Source organism: Martinezella rhizogenes (assembly GCF_000799715.1).
In the GTDB taxonomy this organism is placed as follows: Bacteria; Pseudomonadota; Alphaproteobacteria; order Rhizobiales; family Rhizobiaceae; genus Rhizobium; species Rhizobium rhizogenes_C.
This window is the reverse complement of the sequence record NZ_JUHG01000014.1, coordinates 474,866-491,444: the sequence shown is the minus strand read 5'-3', so window position 1 is coordinate 491,444 and position 16,579 is coordinate 474,866. Positions and strand designations below refer to the sequence as shown.

The following is a 16,579-nucleotide window of genomic DNA, read 5'->3' as shown; positions in this document are numbered from 1 at the left end:
GTATCGAGGAGAATGGCTCATGCCACACGACACGCCTTTGATTTCGACCATCGTCATGGGCCTTGTGCTGGCATTCATCTTCGGCGCCATTGCCAATCGTTTCAAACTGCCTCCTCTGGTGGGCTATCTCATCGCCGGCGTGCTGGCAGGCCCGCATACGCCGGGCTTCGTCGCTGATCAGAACCTTGCGCCGGAGCTGGCGGAGATCGGCGTCGTCCTCCTGATGTTCGGCGTCGGCCTGCATTTTTCGCTGAAAGACCTGTTGTCGGTGCGCGGCATCGCGGTTCCCGGCGCGATCGTCCAGATCGGCTTTGCCACCCTGCTCGGCTGGGGGCTCGGCGCGCTGATGGGCTGGCCGCTCGGCGGCAGCCTGGTTTTCGGCCTCGCGCTCTCCGTTGCTTCGACGGTTGTTCTGTTGAAAGCCCTGCAGGAACGGCGACTGGTCGAAACCGAGCGCGGCAAGATCGCTGTGGGATGGCTGATCGTCGAAGATCTGGCCATGGTGCTGGCCCTCGTCCTCATTCCCGCCGCCGCCAGCATTTCCGGCGACGGCCATGGCACGGTCGAGCCACTGTCGGCGGGCATCAACCGGTTGTTCGGCCTCGATATGGGCATCACCGGCATCATCGGCATGACGCTCCTCAAGGTCGCCGCCTTCGTCGGGCTGATGCTGGTCGTCGGCCGGCGGGTCATTCCCTGGATCTTGCACCGCATCGCCCATACCGGCTCTCGCGAGCTCTTCCGGCTCGGCGTGCTGGCCATCGCGCTCGGCGTCGCCTTCGGGGCTGCAAAACTCTTCGGCGTGTCGCTGGCGCTCGGCGCCTTCTTCGCCGGCATGATCCTGTCGGAAAGCGAGCTCAGCCATCGGGCAGCACAGGAAAGCCTGCCGCTGCGCGATGCTTTCGCCGTGCTGTTCTTCGTCTCGGTCGGCATGCTGTTCGATCCCAACATCCTGATCGACAATCCGCTGCCGCTGCTGGCGACCGTGTTCATCATCGTCATCGGTAAATCGGTCGCCTCCTTCGTCATCGTACTCGCCTTCCGCAAGCCGATGAGTACGGCATTGATCATCTCGGCCAGTCTGGCGCAGATCGGCGAATTCTCCTTCATCCTCGCGGCCCTCGGCGTCGAACTCGGCCTATTGCCAAGCGAAGGCCGCGACCTGATCCTCGGCGGCGCGATCATCTCGATCATTCTCAACCCGCTTGTCTTTTTCGGTTGCGACTGGCTGCGAAGGAGACTGGACGGCAAGCGCCCGAGCGAAGTACCAGAGGTGGTCGAGCCTGCCGCGCAGGCTGAACAACCCTCGGCAAGTGAGGCTCAGCTCGCCGCCGAACAGCCCGCTCCCGTCACCGTCGATGAGGAGGAGCGCACGGTTACGCTCACCGGCCATGCCATCCTGATCGGTTACGGCCGCGTCGGCAGCATCGTCGGGGAAAATCTCAAATCCTCCGGAACGCCCTTCGTGGTCATCGAGGATGCCGAGAAGCGCATCGCCGAGCTGAAACAGGCGGGGATCGAGACGATCTACGGCAATGCAGCCTCGGCGAAGACCCTGGGATATGCCAATATCGCCGAGGCCCGCAGCCTGGTCATCGCCATTCCGAACACTTTCGAAGCCTGCAGCGCGGCAGAACAGGCGCGCGCCATAAACCCGTCGATCCTGATCGTTGCCCGAGCCCATTCCGACGCCGAAATCGACGTACTGAAGCAATATGGTGCCGATACCGTCATCATGGGAGAGCGGGAAATCGCGCTGGGCATGGTTGACCGGCTGGCGCAAGTGCATCATGACAGGCCGCACTATGAAGACGCGGAGCGTCCTGATATCATGACCGAAGCGCCGGAATCCGCTCCGGCAAAGGAATGAAGGCCTTTATAACCGTTGAACCCGTTCGAATTCGGCGCAGCCGACAGCGAAGAGTACGATGAAAGGACGCCCCACGCCGGAACGCGTGTGATCGCCTCCTTGTTTGTCGCTTTCTTCGCCTATCTCGGACTGGCGCTCGGCGGCGGCATCAATCTTGCCGCGCGGGCGGATGCGGAAGCCTTTTCCTCCGGCAGGGACAGCCAACCGCTTTATATCGCCCAGCGCGATCCGTTGCGTGGCATTGTGGTCGCCGACCGCACGGCTCTGCCGAAAGCCACCTGGCACGATATCGGGCCGGTAACGCTCGCGGCCATTCCGTCCTTCGGACGTCTCATCGACCCGTGGCAGCCGCGCGATCGCGGCGACGTCACGCGACCGGAAATCTTTACATTCCGCGCCTATCTCGCCCGCGCGCCGCCGGCCAGCTTCGTCTGACCGGTTAACGCGCCCGTCGGCGCATCCCCAACATGACCTACGTCCGCCAGTGGCCCCGCCGCTGGCATCAGCGTATCTCCAAGGATAATACCCATGCGCACTTCACGATGGCTGGTGGCACTCTACTCGGTGATCATCGTGCTTGGCTTTCTCGTTGCCTTGCCGAACGTACTTCCGCAGTCGACCCTCGGCAAAATCCCAAACTGGCTGCCGCATACCCAGGTACCGCTCGGCCTCGACCTTCGCGGCGGCTCCTATCTCGTCCTCGAAGTCGACGAGAAGGATCTGACCAATGGCCGGCTGCAATCGTTGCAGCAGGATTCGCGTCGCGTCCTGCGCGACAAGAACATCCTGACCCGCTCGATCGTCCGTAACGGCGACCAGATCATCGTAACGCTCACCGATCCGACACAGAGCGGCGATGCGGTGACCCAGTTGCAGACACTTGCCAACACGATCACATCCGGTCTTTCTGCCGGCCAGTCCGACCTGACGATCGCTCCCAATGGCGGCGCGATCACCATGTCCTTCTCGAGGGCCGGCATCGCCAGCAACGTCGATTCCGCCGTCCAGCAGAGCCTGGAAGTCATCCGCAAGCGCGTCGACCAGGTGGGCGTCGCCGAACCGACCATCCAGCGGGTCGGCCCCAACCGCGTTCTCGTGCAGCTTCCAGGCGCACAGGACCCTTCGCGCCTGCGCGAGTTGCTTGGCTCGACCGCGAAGATGTCCTTCCATCTGCTTGCGGACAATGTCGATCCGAACAATCCCGGCCCCGGCGTCACGATCCTCAAGGACGACCAGGGCCAAAGCTATCCGGTGCTCGATCGTATCGAACTGTCCGGCGACCGCCTGACCGACGCCCGCGTCAGCTTCGATCCGAACACGCATGAGCCGCTGGTCACCTTCCGCTTCGATAGTGCCGGCGCCAACCGCTTTGCGGAAATCACCCGCGAGAATGTCGGTAAGCCTTTCGCCATCGTGCTCGACAACAAGGTGCTGAGCGCGCCGAATATCCGTGAGCCGATCACCGGCGGTTCGGGCCAGATCTCCGGCAATTTCACCGCCGATAGCGCCACGACGCTTGCAGCCCTGCTGCGCGCCGGTGCGCTTCCGGCCAAGCTGACGGTCATCGAAGAACGCACCGTCGGCGCCGACCTCGGCGCCGATGCGATCCAGAAGGGCATCTATAGCGGCCTGGTAGGCTTCGTCCTGGTTGCCGCCTTCATCTTCGTGCTCTACGGCACCTGGGGGATCCTCGCCAATGTTGCACTGCTCATCCACACGATCCTGACCTTCTCGGCCCTGACGCTGGTCGGCGCCACGCTGACGCTGCCCGGCATCGCCGGCATCGTCCTCGGTATCGGCCTTGCGGTTGATGCCAACGTTCTTATCAACGAGCGTATCCGCGAAGAAACCCGCAAGGGCCGCACCGCCTTCGCCGCCATCGATAACGGCTTCAGGAAGGCCTATTCAACGATTATCGACGGCAACATGACGGCCCTGATCGCGGCCGCCATCCTATTCTACTTCGGCTCCGGCCCGGTTCGCGGCTTTGCCGTGACCATGGGTCTCGGCCTCATTATCTCGATGTTCACCTCCGTCGCCTTCGTGCGCGTCGTGATGATCGCCATCACCCGTCGCCGCAAGCTGAAGGTGCTCAACATCAGGCCGCTGATCCCCTTCAGCCCCTATGACAAGCACATTCACTTCATGAAGGCCCGCTTCTTTGGCGTCACCGTCTCGGCGATCCTGTCGATCGCCTCGGTGGTACTGTTCATCCATCCGGGCCTCAACTACGGCGTCGATTTCCGCGGCGGCATCCAGATGTCGGTCAAGACCAAGGACGCGGCCGATTTGGCAACCTTCCGCGAGGGCCTGAACACGCTCGGCCTCGGCGAAATCTCACTGCAGTCTTTCGGCGACAACAACAGTATCCTTGTCCGCGCCCAGCGCCAGGACGGCGGCGAAGAGGCGCAGACAGCCGCGGTGACCAAGCTCAAGGCAGAAATCACCAAGATCGACCCAGCCGCGACCATTGAAGGCACCGATGTCATCGGTCCGAAGGTCTCGGGCGAGCTTGCCTGGGCGGGCATCCTGTCGGTCGTGATCGCCAGCCTGGCGATGCTCGTCTACATCTGGGTGCGGTTCGAATGGCCGTTCGCGGTCGGCGCCATCGTCACGCTGGTACTCGACGTCACCAAGGCGATCGGCTTCTTCGCGATCACCGGCCTCGATTTCAACCTGACGGCCATCGCCGCGATCCTGACGCTTGTGGGATATTCGGTGAACGACAAGGTCGTGGTCTATGACCGTATGCGTGAAAACATGCGGCTCTACAAGTCGATGCCGCTGCGAGATATCATCGACAAGTCGATCAACGAGACCCTGGCGCGAAGCCTCTATACCAACGCCACCGCCTTCCTGGCGCTTGTGCCGATGGCGATCTGGGGCGGCAGCGCCGTCTCCAGCTTCGCGATCCCGATGGTGTTCGGCATACTTGTCGCTGGTGCCTCGTCGATCTTCATCGCTGCGCCGATCCTGCTCTTCCTCGGCGACTGGCGCCGTCGCCATGCCAAGCCCGCCGCCAACGACGCGGCACCGGCAGACGGCAAGGCCGGCAAGGACAATAAGCAGATCCCGGCCGCCGAATAAGTAGCGGATCGACATGAAAGAGGACATGCCCGGCCACCGGGCATGTCCAAGCGGCCTTCGGACCGATATGCTAGATGGACGGCATATGCAGCGGCAGCCCCGGATGCGGCGCCACTATTCTTTCCAAGGCACCGTTTTCCTGCTCGCTAATGAGCACATATTTGCCATCGGGCGTGAAGGCGACGTTGCCCGGTCGCATGCCGTTGGTGCGGATCCGGCCGGTACTCTTTCCGGCGGGATCGATCAGGCAGACCTCGCCAAGCCCATAGAGCGCGCAATAAAGCACGCCATCCCGATCGAAGGCCATTCCGGCGGGGCCGCGCAGCGCCGTGACAGCGGGTGCGGGTATCACCTGTGCAAACAATTCCTGCCGCGCGCCGACGACCTGACGATGGATTTTCCCGGTCAGGGTCTCGCTGTAATAAAGCCGCCCGTCCGGCCCGAAGGCGATGCCGCTGGCATGGAGCAAGCCGGTCGCAAGCACCCGCAGCACGCGGCCCTCCCCCGGGTCGATCTGATAGACGCGGCCATTGTAGGGTGCCTGGAAGAAATCCGGATTGATATCGGCGCCTTCGAGCAGATCGGAGATGCGGATACCGGAATCAGTCATATAGAGCAGGCCGTCCGGGCCGAAGGCAAGATCGTTCGGATAGAGGAACGGGCCGTCCTTGCCGCCCTCGATCACCTGTAGGGTCCGGCCCTCCGGAGAGAGGCGAACCAGGGAGTTTTCCGGCCCACCCGCAACCCAGAAACAATTGTCGCCGTCGACAGCAAGACCGCTTGGCCGGCCGCCGGGCCGGCAGATTTCACGGGGCGTCCCGTTGGCGACAATCACGGTCAGACAACGACGGCTATCGCCCATCTCCACAAGCGCGACGCGACCGTCCGGCAGGGCAACCGGCCCTCCAGGCTGGCGCAATCCGGTGGCGATTGTCTCGTTCATGCTCGGGAACCCTCACTTATGCGCTCCGAAACTTGACTGTCATAAATGTTACATAAGTACGCAAAAGGCTGTTTTCGAGCAGGCATTCATTAAATCTGAAGTAGTTCTTTGGCGGGAAGGTCACATCGGCGTGTAAAACCGGCCGAACTTGACAGTTTTGGGCAATTGGGAACATTCATCGAACATTCGGATATGATTGCGATCGTGATTCGCTACCGATTCCTCGTTCGTGCGCCTGCCGTGCAAAGCCTTCAGGAGAGCCCATGACCGCTGCCTATCTGGAAAAGCTGAACCCGGAGCAGCGGCAGGCGGTTGAGCACGGCACGACGGTCGAAGGCAGCCATATTGCCGGACCGCTGCTGGTGATCGCCGGTGCCGGCTCCGGCAAGACCAACACGCTTGCCCACCGCGTCGCCCATCTGATCGTCAAGGGCGCCGATCCCCGCCGTATCCTGCTGATGACCTTTTCCCGCCGGGCCGCCGCCGAAATGGGCCGCCGCGTCGAGCGCATCTGCCGCGAAGTGCTGGGCGCCAATGCCGGTATCATGGCCGATGCGCTTGCCTGGACCGGCACGTTCCACGGCATCGGCGCGCGGCTTCTCAGGGATTACGCGGAGCAGATTGGCCTTGACCCGGCCTTCACGATCCACGATCGCGAGGACAGCGCCGACCTGATGAACCTCATTCGTCACGATCTCGGCTTCTCCAAGCTGGAAAGCCGTTTCCCGACCAAGGGGACGTGCCTTGCCATCTATTCCCGCGCCGTCAATTCGGAAGCGCCGCTCGAAGAGATGCTGCGCGATTTCTTCCCCTGGTGCGCCACCTGGGACAAACAACTGCGCGACCTCTTCGCCGCCTATGTCGAGGCCAAGCAGGCGCAGAACGTTCTCGATTACGACGATCTACTACTCTATTGGGCGCATATGCTGCACGAACCGCTGATCGCGGAGGATATTGGCGGCCGTTTCGACCATGTATTGGTCGACGAATATCAGGATACCAACCGGCTGCAATCGTCGATCCTGCTGGCGCTGAAGCCCGATGGCCAAGGGCTGACCGTGGTTGGCGACGATGCGCAGTCGATCTATTCCTTCCGCGCAGCGACGGTGCGCAACATTCTCGATTTCCCCACTGCCTTCACGCCATCAGCCAATATCGTCACGCTCGACCGTAACTACCGCTCGACGCAGCCGATCCTTGCCGCCGCCAACGCGGTGATCGACCTTGCCTCGGAGCGTTTCACCAAGAACCTGCGGACGGAGCGGCAAAGCGCCGAGCGTCCACGGCTGGTGACGGTGCGCGACGAGGCTGATCAGGCGCGCTTTGTCGCCGACCAGGTGCTGGAAAACCGCGAGAGCGGCGCCAAGCTGAAGCAGCAGGCCGTGCTGTTCCGCACCTCAAGTCATAGCGGACCGCTGGAAATCGAGCTGACCCGCCGCAACATTCCCTTCGTCAAATTCGGCGGGCTGAAGTTTCTCGACAGCGCCCATGTCAAGGACATGCTGGCCGCGCTTCGCTTCGCCCAGAACCCGCGCGATCGCGTTGCCGGCTTCCGGCTGATGCAGCTGCTTCCCGGCGTCGGCCCCTCGACCGCCCAGCGCGTGCTTGACCATATCGGCGAGGAAGCCAGTCCGATTGCCGCCCTTGGCGAGCTTCCGGCACCACCGCGCTCGGGCGAGGACTGGACGAGCTTCGTTGCGACCATGCAGGAGCTGAAGAGCGGCAAGGCCGGATGGCCGGCGGAAATCGGCCTTGTGCGGCAATGGTACGAACCGCATCTGGAACGGGCACATGAGGACGCCTCGACGCGGCTGGCGGACCTGATCCAGCTCGAGCAGATCGCCGGCGGCTACGGCTCACGCGAACGCTTCCTCACCGAACTGACGCTCGATCCGCCCGACGCCACCAGCGACCAGGCAGGCGTGCCCTTGCTCGACGAGGACTATCTCATCCTCTCGACCATCCATTCCGCCAAGGGTCAGGAATGGACGAAGGTCTTCCTCCTCAATGCGGTCGATGGCTGCATCCCGGCCGACCTTGCTGTCGGATCATCCGCCGAGATCGAGGAGGAGCGACGGTTGCTCTATGTCGCGATGACGCGCGCCAAGGACGGCCTTGATCTCGTCATCCCGCAGCGTTTCTTCACTTACGGCCAGCATGCGCAGGGCGACCGGCATGTCTTTGCCTCGCGCACCCGCTTCATTCCGGTGACGCTCTTACAATTCTTCGAGGTCTGCGGCTGGCCGCAGGCGCGATCAGACAGTCCCGCCGCGATCCAGGCGCGACAGGTGCGCGTCGATGTCGGGGCGCGGATGCGCGGCATGTGGCGGTGAGGTTAGGCTAGCTCCCGGAACATCTCGATGATCGCCGAGAAGTCACGGCCGCCATTGCCCTGTTTTTCGAACAGAGCGAAGAGTTGCGCCGCCTCGGCTCCGAGCGGCGTCGATGCGCCGCTCGACAGGGCGGCTTCCTGCGACAGGCGCAGATCCTTCAACATCAGCGCCGCCGCAAAGCCGGGTTTGTAGTCGTTGTTGGCGGGTGACGTCGGCACCGGACCCGGCACCGGGCAATAGGTGTTGATCGACCAGCATTGGCCCGACGAGGTCGAAGCGACGTCGAACAACGCCTGATGCGAGAGTCCAAGCTTTTCGCCGAGAACGAAGGCCTCGCAGACGCCGATCATCGAAATGCCGAGGATCATGTTGTTGCAGATCTTCGCCGCCTGGCCGGCCCCGGCCTCGCCGCAATGGACGATCTTCTTTCCCATGACGTCCAAAAGCGGCTCGGCAGCCGCAAAGCTCTCTGACGAACCGCCAGCCATGAAGGTCAGCGTTCCCGCCGCAGCACCACCCGTGCCGCCGGAGACCGGCGCGTCGAGCGACAGGCAACCGGCATCGCCGGCCATGGCATGCGCCTTGCGGGCGCTATCGACATCGATAGTGGAGCTGTCGATCAGCAAGGTGCCCTTCGGCACCGAGCGCAGGATATCGGTCCAGACGGTAAGCACATGCTGACCCTTCGGCAGCATGGTGATGACGGCTTCTGCGTCCGCTAATGCCTCGGTCAACACATTCGCCGCCTTGACGCCCGTCGCCTCCGCCGCCTTCAGCATGTCATGCGAGAGGTCGAAGCCGATGACGGCGTGGCCGGCCTTGACCAGATTGGCGGCCATGGGGCCGCCCATATTGCCGAGCCCGATGAATGCGATCCGTGTCATGATGCTCTCCTCCCATGATCCTCGTTATGCGAAAAGCGGCGGTTGCGCCGGCACGAAGAAGCGTTCGATGGCGGCGTCCTCGACATCGGCAAGGCTTGCCGGCGACCATTTCGGATTGCGATCCTTGTCGATGACGGCGGCGCGGACGCCTTCGTAGAAGTCCGGATTATACAATATGCCGAGGCAGGCGCCGAGTTCACGGTTCAGGCACTCGGCAAGGCTTGCGCTCACCCGCCCGACCCGCAGCAAGCGCAGAGTCAATTTCAGGCTGGTCGGCGAGCGGGTGCGGATCGCCTCGGCTGTCTCGGCGGCGAACTCGTCAGGCTCTTGCGCCAGAGCTCGCAGGATATCCTCGACGGTATCATAGGCGAACGCCCGGTCGATCATGTCCTGGCCGGTGGCCAAATGGCTTGCCCCGGTGTCGAGCGTCAAGCCCGCAATTGCCCTATGCACATCCGTCGGGGATGCTGTGGCAGGCAGCGCCGCAATCGCCTCAACCAGGACCTGCAAGTCCGAAGACGTAACAGCGTGATCGGCCAACCCGGCATGGAGAGCATCAGCGGCGTTGACGGCAAGGCCGATCAGGCCCATCCAGGTACCGGTTTCGCCGGGCATGTGCGACAGCAGCCACGTTGCACCGACATCGGGGAAATAGCCGATGCCGGTCTCCGGCATGGCAAGCCGCGTGCGCTCGGTGACGACGCGGTGGCTGCCATGTGCCGAGAGACCGACGCCGCCGCCCATGGTGATACCGTCCATCAGCGCCACATAGGGCTTGGGATAATGGGCGATGGCGTGGTTGAGGAGAAACTCCTCGCGCCAGAAGGTCTCGGCGCCATCCGATTTTTCCTTGCCGCTCTGATGCAGCAGGCGGATATCGCCGCCGGCGCAGAAGGCCCGCTCGCCCTCTCCCTTGATGATAACGCTGGCGACAGAGGGATCGGTGGCGAAATCATCCAGCGCCGACGCGATCGCCCGGATCATCGGCAGTGTCAGGCTGTTCAGCGCCTGCGGCCGGTTGAGGCGGATGAGACCGGCCGATCCCCGGCGCTCGATGATGACTTCGTCTATGCTCTGCATTCTAAAACTCCGTATCCTTGCTTCCCTAATCAATAGGCGCTCAGCGGTTGTCGGCAAGGATCATCTCGGCGGCTTTTTCGGCAATCATAATGGTCGGCGAATTGGTATTACCCGACGTGATCGACGGCATCACCGAGGCGTCGGCGATCCGAAGCCTTGCCAGCGCCCTGAACCGCAGGCGCGGGTCGACCACGCTTTGCGGATCGCTACCCATGCGGCAGGTACCAACCGGATGAAAGATCGTCGTGCCGATATCGCCGACGGCGCGATCGAGATCGGCATCGGTCTGATAGGAGGGGCCGGGCTTGAACTCTTCCGGCCGGAACCTGGCGAAAGACGGCTGTGCCACGATCCGCCGCGTCAGTCGAATGGAGCGGACGGCGATTTCGCGGTCGCGCGATGCCGAGAGGTAGTTTGGGCTGATCGCCGGCTGCGTGGCGAAATCCGGGCTCCGGATATGCACCGAGCCCCGGCTCTCCGGCCTCAGATTGCAAACGCTGGCGGTGATCGCCGGAAAGGGGTGGACCGGATCACCGAACTTGTCGAGCGAGACCGGCTGGACATGATATTGCAGGTCCGGCGTTTCCTTGTCGGGACCGGAGCGGGTGAAGATGCCGAGCTGGCTCGGCGCCATCGCCATCGGCCCGGAGCGACGGACGAGATATTCGAGCCCGATCGCCGCCTTGCCGAACATCGACGTCGCCTTCTCGTTCAAGGTCGGTACGCCCGTCACCTTGTAGGCCATGCGCAGTTGCAGGTGATCCTGAAGGTTCTCGCCGACCGCCTTGACCTCGCGCACTACCTCGATGCCAGCCTCGCTCAACACCTCGCCACGGCCGATGCCGGAGAGTTCGAGGATCTGCGGCGAGCCGATCGACCCGGCGGACAGAACAGTCTCCCTGGTCGCATAGGCGCGCTTCGCCACCCCGTCATGCTGGAATTCGACGCCGGTAACGGCATCACCCTCGATGATGAGGCGGCGCACCTGCGCCTTCGTCAGCACGGTGAGATTACCCTGTTTCAGTGCCGGTCGGAGGAAGGCCTTGGCCGTGTTCCAACGGATGCCGGAGCGCTGGTTGACGTCGAAATAGCCGGAGCCTTCATTGTTGCCACGATTGAAATCCGCCGTCTCGGGAATGCCGGCCTCCCGCGCCGCCGCCTGGAAGGCGTCGAGCACGGCCCAGCGCACGCGGGCCTTCTCCACCCGCCATTCGCCGCCGGCGCCATGCATCTCGTCCTTGCCCCTGTAGTGGTCCTCGGACTTCACGAAATAGGGCAACACATCGTCCCAGCCCCAGCCGGCGCAACCGAGCTGCCGCCAGAGATCGTAGTCGCGTGCCTGGCCGCGCATATAGATCATGCCGTTGATCGAGGAGCAGCCGCCCAACACCTTGCCGCGCGGATAGTTCAGCGCGCGGCCGTTCAGTCCCGCTTCCGGCGTCGTGGTGAAACACCAGTCAGTGCGGGGATTGTTGATGCAATAGAGATAGCCGACCGGGATGTGAATCCAGTGATAATTATCTCTGCCGCCCGCCTCCAGCAGCAGTACCCTGTTGTTGCGATCGGCGGACAACCGGTTGGCAAGCACGCAGCCGGCACTGCCGGCGCCGATGATGATGTAGTCGTAGCGATCCATGTTCAAAACTCAGTCATCCCCTCATCCGCCCTTCGGGCACCTTCTCCCCGCGAGCAGGGGAAGGAAAGGCAAACAGTCACCGCCGGTACTCAAACCCCAGCTTCCGTCCCAGCCGCGAGGCATAGAACTCGCCGATAATGCCACGGCGGAAGAGCAGGACACAGACCATGAAGACGATGCCGGTGATAATGGTGACGGGGAAATCCGAGGTGGCGAGATAGTTTTCCAGCGTCGCCACCAGACCGGCGCCGAACAGCGGGCCGATCAGGGTGCCGATGCCGCCGAGCAGGGTCATCAAGATCACCTCGCCGGACATCTGCCAGGCGACGTCGGTGAGCGTCGCGAACTGGAAGACCAGCGCCTTGACCGCGCCGGCGAGCCCGGCGAGCGCCGCCGACATGACGAAGGCGCCAAGCTTGTAGCGCGCCACGGAATAGCCGAGCGAAATCGCCCGCTGCTCGTTTTCCCGGATCGATTTGAGGATCATGCCGAAGGGCGAATTGATGAAGCGCCAAATGATCAGCACGCCGATAATGAACACGGCCAGCACGAAATAATACATGTTGAACGCGTTATTCAGATCGAGAACGCCGAAGAGATAGCCGCGCGGCACCGACTGGATGCCGTCCTCGCCCTGGGTGAACTCCGCCTGCAGGCAGAAGAAATAGAACATGTAGGAGAGCGCGAGCGTGATCATCGAGAAATAGATGCCCTGACGGCGGATGGCGACGAAGCCCATGATCAGGCCGAGCAGCGCAGCCCCGGCGACACCGATCAATATGCCGAGTTCCGGCGGCAGGCCCCATTCCTTCACCGCATGCGCCGTGAAATAGGCCGCGCCGCCGAAGAAGGTGGCATGGCCGAAGGACAGCAGGCCGGTATAGCCGAGCAGCAGGTTGAAGGCGCAGGCAAACAACGCGAAGCACAGCACCTTCATGACGAAGATCGGGTAGATGAAGAATGGCACCCAGATCAGAACCACGAGGCCGGCGACCAGCAGCAGCTTTTGCACTGTCAATACCGGGCGTGTGCTGGATTTGGGCGAGGTGATATCGGTCATTTCACACATCCCGGCCAAAGAGGCCCGCGGGCCTGAGAAGCAGCACGATCGCCATGATCACGAAGATGACGATGTTGGAGGCTTCCGGATAGAAGACCTTGGTCAGGCCCTCGGCAACGCCGAGCATATAGCCGGTGACGATGGCGCCCATGATCGAGCCCATGCCGCCGACGACCACGACGGCAAAGACGATGATGATCATGTTCGACCCCATCAGCGGCGAGACCTGATAGATGGGTGCGGCCAGCACGCCTGCAAAGGCGGCGAGGGCCACGCCGAAGCCGTAGGTCAGCGTCAGCAGTACCGGTACATTCACGCCGAAGACCTGCACGAGTATCGAATTCTCCGTCGCGGCCCGCAGATAGGCACCGAGCTTGGTCTTCTCAATCAACAGCCATGTGCCGATACAGACCACGAGCGAGGCGATGACCACCCAGCCGCGATAGACCGGCAGGAACATGAAACCGACATTCTGCGCTCCCGCCAATGCCGCCGGCACCGCATAGGGCTGGCCCGAAGAACCATAGAGATAACGGAACGTGCCCTCGATGGTCAGCGCCATGCCGAAGGTGAAGAGCAGGCCGTAGAGCGGATCGATCGTATAGAGCTGCCGCAGGCACAGCCGCTCGACCACGGCGCCGAACAGGCCGACGATCAGCGGCGCCAGCACCAGCGCCGGCCAGTAGCCAATGCCGGCATAGGCGAGCAGCAGATAGGCGGTGAAGGCGCCGAGCATATAGAAGGCGCCATGGGCGAAATTGATCACCCGGAGCATGCCGAAGATGATCGCGAGCCCGAGGCTCAAGAGCGCATAGAAGGAACCGTTGATCAGACCGATCAACAACTGCCCGAGAAGCGCCTGAAGCGGAATGCCGAATATCGTGGTCATGGCGTCAAACCCCCAGAACCTTGTGCAGCATGTCCATCCGCTCCGGCAGTTCACCGACCGGAAATTCCGCGACCATCTGGCCATGATCCATCAGATAGAAGCGATCGGCAATGCGGCTGGCGAAGCGGAAGTTCTGCTCGACCAGAAGAATGGTCATGCCGCGCTCCCTGAGCTTTCTCAGCACCTCGCCGATGCGCTGGACGATGACCGGCGCCAGCCCCTCCGTCGGCTCGTCGAGCAGCAGCATGCGCACACCGGTGCGCAGGATACGGGCCATGGCGAGCATCTGCTGCTCGCCGCCGGAGAGCTTGGTGCCGGGGCTGTTGCGGCGCTCGTGCAGATTGGGAAACAGCTCGAAAATCTCGTCCACCGTCATGCCGCCCGCGGCCACGACCGGCGGCAGCATCAGGTTTTCATGAACAGTGAGCGTCGAGAAGATGCCGCGCTCCTCCGGCACGAAGCCGATGCCCTTGTGGGCAGTCTTGTGCAGCGGCACCTGCATCATGTCGGCGCCGGCGAAGGCGATCTTGCCTTTGCGCGCCCGGACGATGCCGACAATGGTACGCAGCGTCGTCGTCTTGCCGACGCCGTTGCGGCCAAGAATAGTGATGGTCTCGCCCTCGGCGACCTTCATGTCGACGCCGTGCAATATGTGGCTTTCGCCATACCAGGCATTGAGACCCTGGACTTCGAGCAGCGCCGCCATCGTCAATCCTCCGTGCCCATATAGGCCTCGCGGACGCGCGGGTCCTGGCTGACCTTGGCGTAATCGCCGGCGGCGAGAATTTCTCCGCGCTGCAACACGGTGACATGGTGGCAGATATTGGCGACGACGGAGAGATTGTGCTCGACCATCAGCACCGCGCGGGTGCGCGCCACTTCGCGGATAATGGCGGAGACGGTGTTGACATCCTCCAGTCCCATACCGGCCATCGGCTCGTCGAGCAGCAGCACCTTGGGATCGAGCGCGAGCGTCGTCGCGATTTCCAGCACACGCTTGCGGCCATAGGAGAGGTCGGCGGCGATGGTATCGCGCTCCTTGGTCAGGCCGACCGCGGCAAGCAATTGCTCGGCGCGGTCGTCAAGGCTCGCCAATGCAGAGACCGGGAGCCAGAATTGATGCGCAAGATTGTTTGGCCGCTGCAAGGCGACGCGGACATTGTCGAGCACGGTCAGATGCGGAAAGACGGCCGAAATCTGGAAAGAGCGCACCAACCCCATGCGCGCCACCTTATCCGGCCTCGTCCTGGTGATATCCGTGCCAAGCAGGGTGATCGTTCCATGCGTCGGCTGCAGGAATTTGGTGAGCAGGTTGAACACCGTCGTCTTGCCGGCGCCGTTCGGGCCGATGAGGGCATGGACGCTGGCATCATGCACGTCGAGATCGACATTCTTGACAGCCGTGAAGCCGCCGAAATCGCGGCGGAGGCCACGGGCGGACAAGACCACCCGTGGCACTTCCTGTTGCTCTGTTGCAGGCATGGCCATCAGGTTGTCCGCGCGGTCATGGCTTGACCAGATTGCAGCCGCTCTTGGCGGGATCGATATAGGCTTCCTTGCCGGGAATGGTTGCCAGCACGTTGTAGTAGTCCCACGGCTCCTTGCTCTCCTCGGGCTTCTTGACCTGAAGGAGATACATGTCGTGGATCATGCGGCCGTTGGGGCCAACGGTGCCACCACGACCGAAGACGTCATCGACCGGCATTTCATGCAATTCCTTGGCGACCGCTTCGGTGTCGTCGGTGCCGGCCTTCTGCACGGCCTTCAGATATTGCAGCACGGCGGAATAGGTGCCGGTGTGGATCATGTTCGGCATCTTGCCGGTGCGGGCGAAGAAGCGCTTGCCGAATTCGCGGCTCTTGTCATCGAGGTTCCAGTAATAGCCCTCGGTCAGCGTCAGCCCCTGAGCCGCCTGCAGGCCGAGGCCGTTGACTTCGGCGAGCGTGAAGAGCAGCGCCGCCAGATGCTGGCCGCTCTGGGTGATGCCGAATTCCGACGCCTGCTTGATGGCATTCGCCGTGTCGAGGCCGGCATTGGCAAGGCCGATGACCTTGGCGCCCGACGATTGCGCCTGTAGCAGGAAGGACGAGAAATCATTGGTCGACAGCGGATGACGCACCGAGCCGAGGATCTTGCCGCCGCTTGCCTTGACGTAATCTCCGGTCTGCTGTTCCAGCGAATAGCCGAATGCATAGTCGGCGGTCAGGAAGAACCAGGTGTCGCCGCCCTGCTTGACCAGCGCGCCGCCGGTGCCGACGGCCAGCGCATGCGTGTCATAGGCCCAGTGGAAGCCATAGGGCGAGCATTGCTTGCCGGTGAGATCGGTGGTCGCGGCACCCGTGACGATGTCGATCTTTTTCTTTTCCTTGGCGATCGCCTGCACGGCCAGCGCGACGGAAGAGGTCGTCAGCTCCATGATGGCGTCGACCTTATCCTGGTCATACCATTGGCGGGCGATATTGGAGGCGATGTCCGGCTTGTTCTGGTGGTCGGCATTGACGATCTCGATCGGCACGCCGAGCACCTTGCCGCCGAAATCCTCAGCAGCCATCTTGGCCGCCTCCACCGAAGATTTTCCGCCGAAGTCGGCATAAACGCCCGACTGGTCGTTCAGGATACCGATCTTCACCACGCCGTCCGACGCGCCATCGGCGAAGGCCGCGGTGCCGGATGCAAGCAGAAGTGCCAGGGATGCAATGAGACTCTTTCGCATATCCTCTCCTCCCAGAGATTTGGCAAGCATGAATCTGTTCAAATTTGGCGAGCCGTTCTCCTCAAAACGACTTTCCTATCATTC

The 16,579-nt window shown here is 62.6% G+C and carries 13 protein-coding genes; 4 read left to right on the top strand and 9 right to left on the bottom strand.

Annotation, left to right across the window (positions count from 1 at the left end):
* Positions 1-19: 19 nt before the first annotated feature.
* The 3 genes from EX00_RS19880 (at position 20) to secD (ending at position 4,957) form a co-directional block, all read left to right on the top strand.
* The gene (locus EX00_RS19880) at positions 20-1,870 is read left to right on the top strand and encodes a cation:proton antiporter domain-containing protein (RefSeq protein WP_047461647.1); all 1,851 of its coding nucleotides are present in this window, start codon (positions 20-22) and stop codon (positions 1,868-1,870) included.
* Between the two features lie 15 nt (positions 1,871-1,885).
* Positions 1,886-2,305, top strand: a complete 420-nt coding sequence (locus EX00_RS19875; RefSeq protein WP_047461645.1) for a hypothetical protein — start codon at positions 1,886-1,888, stop codon at positions 2,303-2,305.
* Positions 2,306-2,398: 93 nt separating this feature from the next.
* Positions 2,399-4,957: a protein translocase subunit SecD gene (secD, locus tag EX00_RS19870; protein ID WP_047461643.1), complete on the top strand. Its 2,559-nt coding sequence runs from the start codon at positions 2,399-2,401 to the stop codon at positions 4,955-4,957.
* Between the two features lie 70 nt (positions 4,958-5,027).
* On the opposite strand, the gene EX00_RS19865 is transcribed toward secD, so the two are convergent.
* Complete coding sequence (locus EX00_RS19865; protein ID WP_047461641.1) at positions 5,028-5,900, bottom strand: SMP-30/gluconolactonase/LRE family protein; 873 nt, start codon at positions 5,898-5,900, stop codon at positions 5,028-5,030.
* Positions 5,901-6,163: 263 nt separating this feature from the next.
* Between EX00_RS19865 and EX00_RS19860 the strand changes: the two genes are divergently transcribed.
* A complete protein-coding gene (locus EX00_RS19860) occupies positions 6,164-8,233 on the top strand; it encodes an ATP-dependent helicase (protein WP_047461638.1) in 2,070 nt (689 codons plus the stop codon).
* A gap of 2 nt (positions 8,234-8,235) precedes the next feature.
* Here the strand turns inward: EX00_RS19860 and mmsB are convergent, their stop codons facing one another.
* The 8 genes from mmsB to EX00_RS19820 form a co-directional block, all read right to left on the bottom strand.
* Positions 8,236-9,117 carry a 3-hydroxyisobutyrate dehydrogenase gene (gene mmsB / locus EX00_RS19855; RefSeq protein WP_047461636.1) on the bottom strand — a complete coding sequence of 294 codons (882 nt, stop codon included), beginning with the start codon at positions 9,115-9,117 and terminating at the stop codon, positions 8,236-8,238.
* Between the two features lie 24 nt (positions 9,118-9,141).
* A complete protein-coding gene (locus tag EX00_RS19850) occupies positions 9,142-10,197 on the bottom strand; it encodes an enoyl-CoA hydratase/isomerase family protein (protein ID WP_047461634.1) in 1,056 nt (351 codons plus the stop codon).
* Between the two features lie 40 nt (positions 10,198-10,237).
* Complete coding sequence (locus tag EX00_RS19845; RefSeq protein WP_047461631.1) at positions 10,238-11,833, bottom strand: GMC family oxidoreductase; 1,596 nt, start codon at positions 11,831-11,833, stop codon at positions 10,238-10,240.
* Positions 11,834-11,909: 76 nt separating this feature from the next.
* Entirely contained in the window at positions 11,910-12,893 is a 984-nt protein-coding gene (locus EX00_RS19840) for a branched-chain amino acid ABC transporter permease (RefSeq protein WP_047461629.1), read from the bottom strand.
* A 1-nt stretch (position 12,894) separates the two neighbouring features.
* The gene (locus EX00_RS19835) at positions 12,895-13,782 is read right to left on the bottom strand and encodes a branched-chain amino acid ABC transporter permease (protein WP_047461626.1); all 888 of its coding nucleotides are present in this window, start codon (positions 13,780-13,782) and stop codon (positions 12,895-12,897) included.
* Between the two features lie 4 nt (positions 13,783-13,786).
* Positions 13,787-14,488 (bottom strand): ABC transporter ATP-binding protein, encoded by a 702-nt coding sequence (locus EX00_RS19830; protein WP_047461623.1) that lies wholly within the window; start codon positions 14,486-14,488, stop codon positions 13,787-13,789.
* Positions 14,489-14,490: 2 nt separating this feature from the next.
* Positions 14,491-15,270: an ABC transporter ATP-binding protein gene (locus EX00_RS19825; RefSeq protein ID WP_047461620.1), complete on the bottom strand. Its 780-nt coding sequence runs from the start codon at positions 15,268-15,270 to the stop codon at positions 14,491-14,493.
* A gap of 16 nt (positions 15,271-15,286) precedes the next feature.
* A complete protein-coding gene (locus EX00_RS19820; RefSeq protein WP_047461617.1) occupies positions 15,287-16,495 on the bottom strand; it encodes an ABC transporter substrate-binding protein in 1,209 nt (402 codons plus the stop codon).
* Between the last annotated feature and the right edge of the window lie 84 nt (positions 16,496-16,579).

Coding starts and splice junctions, on each gene's coding strand:
- EX00_RS19880 (WP_047461647.1), top strand. CDS start 20: ATGCCACACGACACGCCTTTGATTTCGACCATCGTCATGGGCCTTGTG.
- secD (WP_047461643.1), top strand. CDS start 2,399: ATGCGCACTTCACGATGGCTGGTGGCACTCTACTCGGTGATCATCGTG.
- EX00_RS19865 (WP_047461641.1), bottom strand. CDS start 5,900: ATGAACGAGACAATCGCCACCGGATTGCGCCAGCCTGGAGGGCCGGTT.
- EX00_RS19860 (WP_047461638.1), top strand. CDS start 6,164: ATGACCGCTGCCTATCTGGAAAAGCTGAACCCGGAGCAGCGGCAGGCG.
- mmsB (WP_047461636.1), bottom strand. CDS start 9,117: ATGACACGGATCGCATTCATCGGGCTCGGCAATATGGGCGGCCCCATG.
- EX00_RS19850 (WP_047461634.1), bottom strand. CDS start 10,197: ATGCAGAGCATAGACGAAGTCATCATCGAGCGCCGGGGATCGGCCGGT.
- EX00_RS19845 (WP_047461631.1), bottom strand. CDS start 11,833: ATGGATCGCTACGACTACATCATCATCGGCGCCGGCAGTGCCGGCTGC.
- EX00_RS19840 (WP_047461629.1), bottom strand. CDS start 12,893: ATGACCGATATCACCTCGCCCAAATCCAGCACACGCCCGGTATTGACA.
- EX00_RS19835 (WP_047461626.1), bottom strand. CDS start 13,782: ATGACCACGATATTCGGCATTCCGCTTCAGGCGCTTCTCGGGCAGTTG.
- EX00_RS19830 (WP_047461623.1), bottom strand. CDS start 14,488: ATGGCGGCGCTGCTCGAAGTCCAGGGTCTCAATGCCTGGTATGGCGAA.
- EX00_RS19825 (WP_047461620.1), bottom strand. CDS start 15,270: ATGGCCATGCCTGCAACAGAGCAACAGGAAGTGCCACGGGTGGTCTTG.
- EX00_RS19820 (WP_047461617.1), bottom strand. CDS start 16,495: ATGCGAAAGAGTCTCATTGCATCCCTGGCACTTCTGCTTGCATCCGGC.